Genomic DNA, 12,665 nt, shown 5'->3' with positions numbered 1-12,665 from the left:
TCCACGCTTTACATTCTATCGCTGACACGGCCTGGAAAAACGGACAATCCCCTCTTAAAGCTATATTGGCGCTCGTCTAAACTGACGGGCTAATTCTTCGTATCCTTTGTTCTCGCTGAATAGTTACTTGAAATAGTGAAGACTCTGCTTTAACACAAAGTCTTCACTATTAACAAACAATTCAATTACGCTTCTCTATAGGTAGGGAACCAATAATGACAGAGACATCCATTACCATTACTAAGGCATCCATTAGGACACATCGGATTTACATCACCTTCTCCCCGTGCTAATGCTTCCACATTAGCCAGCATCAAATCCGACATTGTTTCTGCTTTCTGACTCGTATAAACACCATATACGCCACTGCAACAAAAGTAGCTTTCATTGCTTCCTCTCTACAATATTCATGTCATAAATCAAAATTTTCGGGTCCGGATTATATGCAATACCATATATCAAATTATTTTCCGAATCAATACAAAAATTATACAGATTAGAGAAAATGCGATATCTTTCCAACAACAGCCCTTCCTGATTCAATAAGTGAAATTCTCTTCCATAGTTAAATGCCGAACCTTTCTTTTTGCCGAAATATAACCCTACTACCGAATCTCCCATAAAACCGGCAGCCATATATCCCATAGGACTTTGCTGATATATAGAATTATTCTCCTTTGTATACTTGAAACCGGAAGATGTATATTCCCAGACCTTTCGTACAGAGTCTGCAACAGTTTGATATTGTGCTAAGGTTCCAGACATATATACAACGCTCAACATCTTGTCTCCTGTGGCAGAAGGATACTGCCTTCCATAATTTGCCTTAGATACGGTCATTGAATCCTTGTCAACTTCATTTCCTCTCTGATAATCTGTACAGACATTTATACGTTGCAGACTGTCTGAACCTAAAATAGTATATTTATGTGCAGTCCGTCCTGTTGCAATATAAAAATCCTGCAATTTGTAAATCTCCAAATAGCGGGAAGTTGCGGGTAACTTCATTCTTTTTATCGGTGGGCATTTACCTTTATAATGGTTCAGGCTATCAACGGAATAAACCATGTATTCACGCTTCATATTGTCAAACAGCGATAAAAACCATTTGTCATCCAAACGATACACATCCATACTCGCTATTTGAAGAAATTCATCCGCTCCCTGCCCCTTGGTTGCAAAAGAATACAATATAGAGTCATTGGCTATATCAACAGCATCTATATTACAGCCGTCAGTAAACGAATAGTTTACAAATAGCAAGTCTCCTGCCTTTTTTATCAATGTAGGGCTACCTATTTCCACGTTCAACGAGTCAGAAGGTAGCCACTCCTTCATTTCGCTTGATTCCTTCGGCAGGATGCAAGAAGTAAACAAGAACATTATAATTATAGCATATTTCATAACCTAGCAATATCAATTATCCCTTTTATTCCTATTCCCAGATTAATCTCATCATAAACTAAAACGATAGACAATCGTTCTGTCATTCTGATAGCGAACAACATAAATATAATGCTCATCTATGCTTAAATTACTGATAGGAAATGGCAAGATATATTTCTTCACTTTTTCACCCTTCCAATTGAAACAAAGTATTTCTCTTGATGCCATATCCATCGCAGCCGCTTCCGTATAACTTAACGAAGAATAAGTGAAACAAATCAAATCATCCGAAACTGCCATTTTCATTAAACCTGCTATGCTTTTATCATAATCAACAGTGAATCGTCCTCCCTTTTGCTTTATTTGAGGTATATTTGCATACGGACTCACAAATGTTCTATGAACGCAATTGTCTGAAAGTTGATAAATCTCAAATACATCCGAAGCAAACGTCGATATCACAAATTTACGTTGCTTATTATTCGACTTTATATCACTCTGAAAAACATTTCCTCGATATATTCCTTCTATTTCTTCATATCCAAATGGATAACCAGAAGCAAAATCCATAATACTGTCATTCGAATCCAGAACACCGAAACGCCCTTCCTTAAACGAACCTACAGCAAGCTTATAAGTATCTAGAAAACAAAAGCGTGTAGGACGAAAGTCTACCGTATAGGGATAAAACGCCTGCGCTACATCTACAGAATCACTATTCTTCAAGACATTTGGAATTGAAACATAGTGTATCTTCTTTTTCATACGTTCACTAAAAACAAGCAAGGAGTCTTGTATAACAAAGTTACTTCCAAAATCGAGATACTCATCCGAACCATTTCCTTTCCGCCCCCATCTTTGTAGCAGTTTACCACTCGCTAAATCTATTAATGAAAAGTTGTACTCATCATGCATATGTTTTGCAATTAGTATTCCATCATAAATACCAATATCAGTTATTACACCCAATTCATCTTCTTCATCAGAATAGATACTATCCAACGTACTGACCTCAATAACTTGATTAAAAGCATCAATATTCACATTAGTTTGTTTACAAGATATGCAAAAAACTACTGATAAAGCCATCAAAAACAACTTATTATTCATCTTCTCACTTTTATGATAGTGTGTCAAATTTATCACATAATCAGCCAATATATTTAAAATTTACTTGCTAACAATAGAATAAATTCGACACATTCTATCCAAATTATTTACCACCTAGCATTATCTCTTCGCTTGTCTTGTGAAGGATCTGTAGGATGCAAAGCTTCACAATCATAATTGGGGTCAGAAATACAATCGTTAGTATTGGGCTGTTCTGGAGTTGCCAATGCCTCCACATTAGCCAACATCAAATCCGACATTGTTTCTGTTCTCTGATTCGTATAAACTCCATATCCCGTCACTGCTGCAAAGGCTGCAACAAAAGCAATTTTAATTATTTTCTTCATTGTTATTTCTTTTGATTTTTAGATTTCAATTATTCTATTCCGTATCTATCCTTTCAACGGAAAGGCAAACATATTGCCCGTTCAATTTAAATCGTTATCTTTGCCGAGACCTCCTTTCCAGGATGGGTTACGGAACGGGCGGGTGCGTAAAGTGTCAAAAAACGTTAGCCGTCCGCTCCTCTCCAGCCCTTTTATATTTCTTTTTTCCTAATAGCCATCTTTTTGTAGTAAATACTTAAGTACATGACAAAAATTAAATATATATTATTTTCTGCCTATCCCGTATCCCAGTATTCTATCTCGTTCATTTTCCAAGCCATCAAATAGACAATCTACCCTGCACAATTCATTCAGTTCACTTGCCGTTTCATCCATTATAATTTGAATCTATAGATAATAGTTTCCTCTTCATTATTACAAATCCCATAAATATACTGTTTATCAGCACAGAAAGAGGTTATGGGAATAGGAAGGAGATATTTTCTCACTTTCTCGCCATTCCAATTAAAACAAAGGATTTCATTCGCAGAGTTACCCAACCTTTCTTTTTCATTACTTCTCAACGATGAGTATGTAAAATAAATGAAATCATCCGATACGGCCATTTTCATCAGCCCTGCAATACTTTCATCATAATCTATACCATAGCGATTACCGCTCTTTCTTAATTTAGGAGGATTATTAAAAGGACTTACATAAATCCTGCTAAGTGCCGTATCGGAACATTGATATATTTCAAAAACATCAGAAGCTAAAGTTTGCACAATAGTTTTTCTTTGCTTTTCATTTGACTTTATTTTACATTGAAATACACTTCCCCTCATAACACCTGCCAATGGTTCTGTGGAAAACGGATATTCAAAAGGACATTCCATAATCTCGTTTCTCGAATTTATCACACCTAAACGACCAGTCTTGAAACAACCCGCAAAAATCTTTTTTCCATTTACTATATTAAAAATCAATGGACGAAAATCAACCGTATATGGATAAGACTCTTTCGTAGCAATAGAAGCGCGTCCCTCATCTAATATGTCAGTAACGGAAACTGAACATATCATTTTTCGCATTCGTTCCTGAAAGATGAGCAAAGAGTCGGTCAATACAAACCCATTGCCAAAATCAATAAATTCATTGTCTCCTTCTCCTCGTTTCCCCCATCGCTTCAACAGATTGCCGGTACTCGCATCAATAAATGAAAAATTATACTCATCATTTCCATGTTCAGTAACTATTATACCATTTCTAACTTCCAGATTGACAATTACTCCTAAAGGGGTCTCTTTATCTGAAAACAAACTATCATAATCAGTTATTTCCGTTACTACTTCAAAGGCATCAATATCTGTCATTGACGAACGACATGACATAAGAAGCATGATACATGCTATAAGAACTAATATTCGTTTCATTTTCATTTCTTTTGAAGAGGACACACATTCAAAAGATGTATTAATAATCCTCTAAATGTATATCCTCCAACTCTCTATTTAGGGCCATTTAGCTTTCGACTGCGTTTCATCTTTTGAAGGATCAGTTGGATGCAACAGAATACAGTCTGAATCAGCAGAAACACAATCTTTAACGCTGGCCTCTCCACTTGCCAATGCCTCCACATTAGCCAACATCAAATCCGACATTGTTTCTGTTCTCTGATTCGTATAAACTCCATATCCGGCAACTGTTGCAAATGCTGCAACAAAAGCAATTCTCATTATTTTTTTCATTGTTATTTCTTTTGAATTTTAGATTTCAATTATTCCATTCCGTATCTATCCTTTCAACGGAAAGGCAAACATATTGCCCGTTCAATTTAAATCGTTATCTTTGCTGAGACCTCCTTTCCGGGGTGGGTTACGGAACGGGCGGGTTCGTAAAGTGTCAAAAAAACGTATGCCGTCCGTTCCTCTCCATCCATGTTTTATATTCTTCCTTTATAGTTCATGTTATATTTTATTATCGGCTCATCCTTATCCACGTCTGTAACAAAAATGACTCCTTTCCGTCCACTAACCCTTTTCAAAGTTATAAGGTCTTGCCGCAAGATATAGTTAACATGAGCAATCAGACTATCTTATTTTTTCAGATACAATATCTGGAGTATCGGGTTTCGGTCTTCTTCAGGAGCACACCAAAATAGAAATGTATTTTCTTTTGTCATGGATGTCTTGCCGGAGCATTGGACACCATCCAAATCATTCTTCAGGTATTTGCCAATCAGATACTCATCCGCTGCTTTTGAATATAAAAAATATCGAAGATCAAAAACTGCACACCAATATGCAGCAAACAGCCATTTCTCACTTTCGATATATCTGGTTCGGACAAAATCTTCCATGTGTTCCAACGAGACATTCCCTTTATAGCTATGTTTTATTTCAGGTTTCATACAAAAAGACTGTATCGTATCCAATTCTGTGCCATCAAAATGATAAACCTCGTTATCCAAGTTGGGAGCCATAAAACATATCTCATTCTTGATAGAACATAAGTCCCAATCCGAATTCATATAAATCAGATGTTCTTGGTTACGGCCTACCAATTGACTCACAACCTTACCTGAAGCATCCAAATAATAAATTCCGGCCTCTTTATTGTCGGCACCGGCCAAAGAGATAACATAGCCACCTGAAGGAAGTATCTTAAAGTCAAAGGCACTAATCTCCAATCCGATACTTTTCAAATACTTGCCTTCAAGAGTATAAAAGAGAAGGGAATGTGTCCATAAATCCAGAATTACAATTTGCCTGTTACTTTCATCATATTCAAACTGACACATGTTTACATATTCCCCGGGAGCATCACCTTTATGAAACACTTGTCCCCGATACTTACCGTCTCTGGAAAAAATCCAGACTGTCTGCATTTGCAAATCGAGAACAAATATGTGTTCTTCACTAATTTCTACATCAGTGATGTTCCCAATCAGACATGCATCCGTTGTCTCCAAAGGTATATACTTTATTGAATCAACGAATTGGGAATAAGCGATAGTATCAACAGCTTCATTCAGTAAATCCGGATATTTACTCACTCTTTCTATTTTTTCAGAGCAAGAGATTAACATCAAAAACAAAGACAAAACGCAAGCAATAATTCTACACATAATTACGACTTTACCTTCTATTTTCATAACACTCCTTCCTTTCTATTTAACCGGCTACTTATTTATTGCATTTTCCCCAAACAGCAGAACGCTTACATTCATCACCGGGTTGAGTTTGAGCACATGTAGCACCAACAAGCCTATCACCATCGTAACAATTAGTTGCTTTATAACCATAAAAAGTATTTGGATCTGCATCTGATTCTCCGCTCGCCAACGCTTCCACATTAGCCAACATCAAATCCGACATTGTTTCTGTTCTCTGATTCGTATAAACTCCATATCCTGCCACTGCTGCAAATGCGGCAACAAAAGCTACTTTCTTTATTTTCTTCATTGTTATTTCTTTTGATTTTTAGATTTCAATTATTCTGTTCCGTATCTATCCTTTCAACGGAAAGGCAAACATATTGCCCGTTCAATTTAAATCGTTATCTTTGCCGAGACTTCCTTTCCAAGGTGGGTTACGGAACGGACGGGTTCGTAAAGTGGCAACAAAACGTTAGCCGTCCGCTCTTCTCCAGTCCCTTTTATATTTCTCTCCTTTTATATTTCATCTTATACTTTATTATCGGGTCATCTTGGTTCACATCGGTAGCATAGATGATTCCTTCCGACTCATTCACCGAGATGCCATAGATATAGTGGTCGAGCACATATTTGCAAAGAGGCTCGCCATGCAAACTGAATACATAGATGTATTGCCCGCCATCTACCTGGATGCCTTTTTGAGCGTTCTGCATAATCTCCTTGAAAGAGCGTCCGTGGAACACGGCATAAATGGCTTTGTCCGTGACCTGCACATCGCTAAAACCCATAATGCCCGTAGGAATACCATAGCCTTCGGCAACCTTGAACTCCGGTTCACCGTGAGGACCGATGCGCACCACGTGCGTACTGTCCTTCAAGTTATAGACTTCGAGCACTTCACCCAGCTGGGTGACTGCTGCCAGCACGCCGTTGCGCGGATTGTAGTCAATGAAGCTACGCCATGCCTGCGCCAGCGCAGGACGGGCGTTCTGCAAAGCATCGGTATTGCCGGTAGGTATAGTGCCGGTCTTACGGAGCAGATGTCCTTTCCTATTAATCAGGCAGAAACGGCTGTCACCGGAATAGTCGGGAATGATGAAAGTGGAGTCGTCGTACTGCACAAAGTCCAAAGTGCGAAGTACCTCTTCATCTATTTTTACCGCTTCCTGACGAGAAAGCGAGTCGCCGGACAACGACACCCCATACCTATTAATTTCCGATTTACCGGTATCGAGCAACCACAAAAATTCCCCATTCCATCGGATATTTTCCGATGAAAGCACCTCACCGGGAGCTTCGCCCCTCTTGCCCAAAGATGCCAGATAGCGAAAGTCCGGATAATGGAAAAGGTGACAGAAGTGGTCTGTACTGTGCAAATCCATTACTGCAACCTTATCGCCCTGCACCCGAATACGGAACGGATAGCGGAACAAGGCGGTGTCTACCGGCACCGTTGTTCCTTTCAACGCAATGGTCTGCAGAAAATCACCGTAAGCAACGGAGGCTTCCGTAGGCTTTGAAGCGCAAGAGGAAAGGAGAAAAACGGAGAGCGCTATGATATGAATTTTAATAATAAAGTACATGTTTTACTCCTTCATTTGAACGAGGACAAGGGATTGAACCGCTTCCGATACATTTTCCATTTATTTCAACCTCATCGTCGGCCAATGCCTCTATGTTTTCTAATAACAAATCGTCCAACTTTTCTGCATGGTTAATTTGAGAATAGCCGAAAAACGAAAGGGCACAAACGACCATTCCGCCTACTAATTTCACTTTAATTGTTTTCATCTTGTTTTTTATTTTTCGTTACGGCAGCAAAGGTAAAAGGAAAGGTTAGAAAACACCAATTTAACCATCAGTAATATACGAGAATGGGGCGTGAAAAAAAAATCACGCCCCGCAAAAACCTCTTAAAGCATTTATAATCAACATTATTCAGAAATGAAGATTTTATATCCTTTTAGCTTCGACACAAAACGAATTTGAACAGAATCGTCCGCACTGAACAGTTTCTTCACCATGCTGATGGCTTTCCGGCGGCGTTCATTTATGTTTGAGTCCGTTGGTTGCCACTCGCAGATTTCGGCAATTTCCGCTTTTGTCAATAGGAGGTCGGGACTCTTGGCAAAGCCTAAGAGTAATTTGGCGGTTTGCGGCGTGCACGCTTTGCCTTCTTCTTCCCGATAGGTCAGCGTATGGTTTACGACATCGAATACATACTCTCCAAACCGGCAAGTGGTGAGCACTGCATCTGTATTTTCTTCTTTCGTAGGCAGCCGGGACCAAACATACATAGCCAGCCCCGCCAACGCGCTGAACAAAAAGAGGCCGGAGAGCACCAAAAACAGTGTATCAGTCCAGTCCACGCAACGCCAAGCGGAAAACTGCATATAGGCGGTCAGGGTCATGGTATACATACCGTCTAAATAGTAAGTGCCCAAAGCGTATTTCGGAAGTATAATTGCCTCGTTTCCGGCAAACGATTCCCGGCAACTATCTTTTCCCAATGGCTGCACCTTTAAAGAGAGGGCAAACCGTGCCCCGTCATACTTGGCACTCGTTTCGTTTTTCCACTCTGCCCCCATCTTTTCCAATGGGAACTTACCATAGCAGTTTAGTATATCGGCTTTGCTTCCTATCAGATCCAGGGGGTATAGTCCTTGCGCCTCTTTCAAGGAATCTATCTCTATTTCAAATACGCCTTCGGTCGATACGGCTTTCCGCTTGAGATTCTTCTTTCCTGCACTATGCCAAGATAGATAGTATTCCCCCAGCCTATCAAACTCTCGGCTCACCGCCTGTTCCGCAACCTTGCGCAGCGTCTGTATCGCCATTGCTTTCACTTCAGTACGCCCTTGGCGTACATTACTATACAGGGTTATTACCCAGGCAAGTGCTACCACTGTGGTAGCGCCTGCCCATATGGTTCCAATGGACTTCTTTGCCTTAAATTTTATTTTCATATCGTGTGGCTTTTTTCGTGCGGTAAATCATAACTACGTGCAAAGATAGTTTTTTCTGCAAAGAATCTGCTCCCTTTATGAATACAGAGGGAAGGGATTCTTCGCTTCGCTCTGACTATACTTTAATGAAAAAACAGAAGAGGCTTTGAGCGAAGCTAATGACGAATAGTATAAGCCTGTTAATGTGTAATGCACTATCTTTCAGGATGATTCTCAGATAAAATTCTTTTATTTTAGAATTGTGGACAGGGTGCCAACAGCTACTACTTTATCATTTTTATCAAGTAAAAAAGCTTGAAATATTATATCTGATGGAAAATGGTTAAGTTTATTCAAAGAATCTTGTTCATCAATACAAACAGGATAAGAAAAATTATTCAGTTTTAAAATATACTCTAACTCCTTCCTGTTTCTAGGATACAAAAAGAAACAAACAGGAACATACCCCACAGAATCTAACTGACAAATAAATTTTCTTCATTGAGCCATCTTAACTTACAACTTGTACAACCTACCGAATCAACATACGTAATAATCTTATATTCACTTTCAGTGAATAAACCGTATCAGCTCCTAATTATTTCCTTCCTCATTTTTCCACACGAAATAAAGCAAACGACAAAAGGAATTAGTAATAAAGGATTTATTTTCAATAATTTAATTCTAATAGGATTAAATATATCCGTAGGTGCAAACTTCCACTTCACTACTTTAAGGAGTATATGAACAGAATCGGATTATCATCTTCATTTGAATTCTCCAGTATTCTCATCAAATCATCATTTATCTTGGATCCACTCTCATGCAGTTGCAAAAGTAACCCGGGACGAAGTAAAGATATAAAAGCACCGTCTTGAGTTATTCCGCTTGGAGAACTAAAAGCTCCTATTTGAAGTTCCGACTGGAGTCTTTCTTGAGAAAAGCTGTAAGAAACTTTTCTTTGCTTATCATAAAACCCGAAATACATTGTTTTATTCACATAATACGGTACACAGAACGATTGGTCATTCTCATAAACATGATAAAATGCAATGTATGGCGACTCCAACAAATCCGGGATATAATTTCTATTGTTGGCAGATTTTTCTATACTCTAAATCCACCAAGCCACATCCCTTCGCATATAAAGCCCTGAATATCCACATAAAGTTCACCGATAAACAGGTAAAATATTATTTTGCATCTCCCGACAGGGACAGCCGTATCGGCGAGGAGGCCGTATTGCAATACACGGTGACGGTCTTGGAGAAGTGTTCCGGATGCTCCGCCTTATAGACCGCCTCCAGTGTTATCTCCTTGCCCGGCTGGGCAGGTTCCTTGGAATAGGATACGGTGGTGCAGCCGTAAGAGGTGGTGACATCCTGTATCACCAAAGGGCTGCCGCCTGTATTCTTCAAAGTGAAGGTCGCCTTTTGCTCCTTATGTCAGTCGAAACTGCCCAAGGTCACGGAAGTCGCATCCATACCAACCTCGGTCATTATCTGCTTGCTTTCCTTCTCTTCACCGATCTCTCTGCCTCGGATAATCCTTAGATAGAGTTCTTTTATTGGGGGGTTGTTGATGGGGTTTCCAATAGCGACGACCTTCTTATTTTTGTCTAACAGAAAAGTTTGAAAACGATTATCTTTAGGAAATTTGTTCAGAAGATTAAAAGAATCCTTTTCATCAATACACACTGGATATGAAAAATGAACTCGCCTCAATAAACTTACCACCCGTTCTTTGCCATTTTTTTTAGGATTAAAAATGAATAGACATGGGACTGTTTTATTAGAAATAGAATCTAACTCTATTATAAAATTAGCCCACTCTGGCAAATTCATTTTACAGCTCATGCAACCTATAGAATCTATATATATCAATATGGCATTTTGCTGGAATTCAACCTTATTATAACTAATTATGAATCATCCAAATACACATCCAAAACAAACTCCTGAGGAAATAGAAGTTGTTTTCCGCTCCACTCTTTTGTTAAATTCACAATGCTTTCTCGTTCTGGAACAGAACACATACAAAAAATAAGCAAACATAGAAACACATATAAATATTTCATTTTTTCAAACGATATTTTAAGATTACCGAATTATCATCTTCTTTAATGTTGTTTATTGTATCTATAGTAGCAGTTTCCACCAATAATTTTTTGGATACTAAATATTCCAGCCAACTGGGTTCGGCTATTACATATAAAAAATCATTATCTACATAGATTGGGGGTAATAGTAGTTCACCATTATTAAATGTACATGAATAAAGGTTGGACCGTTCTGAATCCTTTTTATAAAGAAGAAGATGTTGTTTTCTTGATACATAATAAATGTAAATAAAAAATTCTTATTTTCCCATCGACAAATAGGGAAAGCATATTTTCCACTTCCCTTAATAATATCTTCAAAAATAGCTTTATGAGAATCTATTTTCTCAAAGGGGAAAGAACAACTTCCAAAATTATAACGAATTACTTCTTTTATATGACCTTCATTTTTTTCTATTTTATACACCTTATCATTAGGATAAGGAAAAGAGAAAAAAACATCTCCCTCAGACTCATAAAAAGAATACGGTTGAGTAACACCAATCCTCAAAGAAGGAATATAAATATAACCTTTTGTACTTTCTACTATACGATTTTGTTTGAAAGAATAAATATTCATTCTATCATTCGCATTGGATGTGGATGAGAAAGAAGAATAAAAGGCATATAACTCATTATTCAAACATTTAAAAGTACTTATAGGATACAAATCTTTTGGTATTTCAACTTCATCTAAAAAATTAAATTCATCATCATATATCATAATTTTATATGCTGATACATCCAAAATTTCAATATGCTTATCTTTAGAAATATCAAAATCTACTATACAGTGATATTCACCGGGACCATCGCCTTGTTTGCTTTTGCTATTTCTCAAAAAAGTCCCATTTGCATTGAATACATAGATACAGGCCTCTTTTCTATCTAATATGTAGTATTTCCCTTCTTTAAAAAGCATTTTATCGCATTTACCAAATAACGATGCTTCTGAACTTTCTAAAGCTGTCACTTCTATAGAAGAAAAAATAGCCTCTATATCTAACTTTTCTGAATTATTCGGATTGACAGTAATACAAGCCGCATCAGTGTCAATAATAGAATCATACTTATTGACACATCCCCATAAACAAAAAAAGACAACTAAACACCCAAACACAACTTTATACATTTCAGTTATGGATTAAAATTTCACATCTAAAAATTAAAGAGCAGACCTTTCCAAAGGAATTAATTCAAATTCCTATTCATAAATGATGCGGGCTAAATGAAAAAGTTGAGAGGAGATATGTTTCTTAAATGACAAATAATCAAAACAAAATAATATCTCCCAAAAACAATCAAAATACTTCAAATTATGCCGGCAACCCAGGTATACAACTCACCCAAGTATAGCCTACAAATTTACAACGAGTTACTTTAAATCCACCAAATGGAGTCCAAGTATATTCATAGCCATCATCTCCCCAGCATTTTCCTTCCGAACTGCCACAGGCTATATCTACTTCCGGCAACTCATATCTTGCCAATGCCTCCACATTAGCCAGCATCAAATCCGACATATTATCTACTTTCTGATTAGAATAAATGCCATATCCGGCAACTACTGCTACTAAAGTAGCTTTTGCTATTTTCTTCATACTATTTATCTTAAAAAAAATTACTGATTAAGATTAACATTC

15 protein-coding genes and 1 pseudogene are annotated in these 12,665 nt (G+C 37.7%); all 16 read right to left on the bottom strand.

The window, feature by feature from the left end:
• Positions 1-185: 185 nt before the first annotated feature.
• Positions 186-368, bottom strand: a pseudogene (locus HU824_RS11885) (NVEALA domain-containing protein); the annotation flags it as partial.
• Between the two features lie 16 nt (positions 369-384).
• Complete coding sequence (locus HU824_RS11880) at positions 385-1,404, bottom strand: hypothetical protein (RefSeq protein WP_176468960.1); 1,020 nt, start codon at positions 1,402-1,404, stop codon at positions 385-387.
• A 51-nt stretch (positions 1,405-1,455) separates the two neighbouring features.
• The gene (locus HU824_RS11875) at positions 1,456-2,496 is read right to left on the bottom strand and encodes a BF3164 family lipoprotein (RefSeq protein ID WP_136009921.1); all 1,041 of its coding nucleotides are present in this window, start codon (positions 2,494-2,496) and stop codon (positions 1,456-1,458) included.
• Positions 2,497-2,603: 107 nt separating this feature from the next.
• Positions 2,604-2,843: an NVEALA domain-containing protein gene (locus HU824_RS11870; RefSeq protein WP_176468959.1), complete on the bottom strand. Its 240-nt coding sequence runs from the start codon at positions 2,841-2,843 to the stop codon at positions 2,604-2,606.
• Positions 2,844-3,217: 374 nt separating this feature from the next.
• A complete protein-coding gene (locus tag HU824_RS11865; protein WP_176468958.1) occupies positions 3,218-4,255 on the bottom strand; it encodes a BF3164 family lipoprotein in 1,038 nt (345 codons plus the stop codon).
• 78 nt (positions 4,256-4,333) lie between these two features.
• On the bottom strand, positions 4,334-4,570 hold the full coding sequence (locus HU824_RS11860) for an NVEALA domain-containing protein (RefSeq protein WP_136009918.1): 237 nt from the start codon (positions 4,568-4,570) through the stop codon (positions 4,334-4,336).
• A gap of 347 nt (positions 4,571-4,917) precedes the next feature.
• Entirely contained in the window at positions 4,918-5,976 is a 1,059-nt protein-coding gene (locus HU824_RS11855) for a 6-bladed beta-propeller (RefSeq protein ID WP_176468957.1), read from the bottom strand.
• Between the two features lie 31 nt (positions 5,977-6,007).
• Complete coding sequence (locus HU824_RS11850) at positions 6,008-6,286, bottom strand: NVEALA domain-containing protein (protein WP_136009916.1); 279 nt, start codon at positions 6,284-6,286, stop codon at positions 6,008-6,010.
• A 193-nt stretch (positions 6,287-6,479) separates the two neighbouring features.
• On the bottom strand, positions 6,480-7,562 hold the full coding sequence (locus HU824_RS11845; protein WP_176468956.1) for a BF3164 family lipoprotein: 1,083 nt from the start codon (positions 7,560-7,562) through the stop codon (positions 6,480-6,482).
• Positions 7,546-7,770, bottom strand: coding sequence for an NVEALA domain-containing protein (locus HU824_RS11840; RefSeq protein WP_136009914.1), 225 nt, complete (start codon positions 7,768-7,770; stop codon positions 7,546-7,548). Before HU824_RS11840 ends, HU824_RS11845 begins: the two co-directional genes overlap by 17 nt.
• A gap of 143 nt (positions 7,771-7,913) precedes the next feature.
• Positions 7,914-8,945 carry a DNA-binding response regulator gene (locus tag HU824_RS11835; protein ID WP_176468955.1) on the bottom strand — a complete coding sequence of 344 codons (1,032 nt, stop codon included), beginning with the start codon at positions 8,943-8,945 and terminating at the stop codon, positions 7,914-7,916.
• 706 nt (positions 8,946-9,651) lie between these two features.
• A complete protein-coding gene (locus HU824_RS20050; RefSeq protein WP_356936433.1) occupies positions 9,652-10,035 on the bottom strand; it encodes a 6-bladed beta-propeller in 384 nt (127 codons plus the stop codon).
• 82 nt (positions 10,036-10,117) lie between these two features.
• The gene (locus HU824_RS19775; protein WP_255260508.1) at positions 10,118-10,342 is read right to left on the bottom strand and encodes a DUF1573 domain-containing protein; all 225 of its coding nucleotides are present in this window, start codon (positions 10,340-10,342) and stop codon (positions 10,118-10,120) included.
• Positions 10,343-10,369: 27 nt separating this feature from the next.
• A complete protein-coding gene (locus HU824_RS19770; RefSeq protein WP_255260507.1) occupies positions 10,370-10,780 on the bottom strand; it encodes a hypothetical protein in 411 nt (136 codons plus the stop codon).
• Between the two features lie 369 nt (positions 10,781-11,149).
• Positions 11,150-12,154, bottom strand: a complete 1,005-nt coding sequence (locus HU824_RS11820; RefSeq protein WP_176468953.1) for a 6-bladed beta-propeller — start codon at positions 12,152-12,154, stop codon at positions 11,150-11,152.
• A 184-nt stretch (positions 12,155-12,338) separates the two neighbouring features.
• Positions 12,339-12,623: an NVEALA domain-containing protein gene (locus HU824_RS11815; RefSeq protein ID WP_136009911.1), complete on the bottom strand. Its 285-nt coding sequence runs from the start codon at positions 12,621-12,623 to the stop codon at positions 12,339-12,341.
• Positions 12,624-12,665 lie beyond the last annotated feature (42 nt).

Origin of the sequence: Bacteroides sp. L10-4 (assembly GCF_013373675.1) — a bacterium.
Classification (GTDB): Bacteria; Bacteroidota; Bacteroidia; order Bacteroidales; family Bacteroidaceae; genus Bacteroides; species Bacteroides muris.
Note: the sequence above shows the minus strand (reverse complement) of the source record. Positions and strands in the feature narration are given on the sequence as shown.

What these genes read in the sequence shown, in the direction of transcription:
- HU824_RS11845 (WP_176468956.1), bottom strand. Translation starts at nt 7,562, where the DNA reads ATGTACTTTATTATTAAAATTCATATCATAGCGCTCTCCGTTTTTCTC.
- HU824_RS19770 (WP_255260507.1), bottom strand. Translation starts at nt 10,780, where the DNA reads ATGAGCTGTAAAATGAATTTGCCAGAGTGGGCTAATTTTATAATAGAG.
- HU824_RS11870 (WP_176468959.1), bottom strand. Translation starts at nt 2,843, where the DNA reads ATGAAGAAAATAATTAAAATTGCTTTTGTTGCAGCCTTTGCAGCAGTG.
- HU824_RS11815 (WP_136009911.1), bottom strand. Translation starts at nt 12,623, where the DNA reads ATGAAGAAAATAGCAAAAGCTACTTTAGTAGCAGTAGTTGCCGGATAT.
- HU824_RS11865 (WP_176468958.1), bottom strand. Translation starts at nt 4,255, where the DNA reads ATGAAACGAATATTAGTTCTTATAGCATGTATCATGCTTCTTATGTCA.
- HU824_RS11860 (WP_136009918.1), bottom strand. Translation starts at nt 4,570, where the DNA reads ATGAAAAAAATAATGAGAATTGCTTTTGTTGCAGCATTTGCAACAGTT.
- HU824_RS11840 (WP_136009914.1), bottom strand. Translation starts at nt 7,770, where the DNA reads ATGAAAACAATTAAAGTGAAATTAGTAGGCGGAATGGTCGTTTGTGCC.
- HU824_RS11880 (WP_176468960.1), bottom strand. Translation starts at nt 1,404, where the DNA reads ATGAAATATGCTATAATTATAATGTTCTTGTTTACTTCTTGCATCCTG.
- HU824_RS11855 (WP_176468957.1), bottom strand. Translation starts at nt 5,976, where the DNA reads ATGAAAATAGAAGGTAAAGTCGTAATTATGTGTAGAATTATTGCTTGC.
- HU824_RS11820 (WP_176468953.1), bottom strand. Translation starts at nt 12,154, where the DNA reads ATGTATAAAGTTGTGTTTGGGTGTTTAGTTGTCTTTTTTTGTTTATGG.
- HU824_RS11850 (WP_136009916.1), bottom strand. Translation starts at nt 6,286, where the DNA reads ATGAAGAAAATAAAGAAAGTAGCTTTTGTTGCCGCATTTGCAGCAGTG.
- HU824_RS11875 (WP_136009921.1), bottom strand. Translation starts at nt 2,496, where the DNA reads ATGAATAATAAGTTGTTTTTGATGGCTTTATCAGTAGTTTTTTGCATA.
- HU824_RS11835 (WP_176468955.1), bottom strand. Translation starts at nt 8,945, where the DNA reads ATGAAAATAAAATTTAAGGCAAAGAAGTCCATTGGAACCATATGGGCA.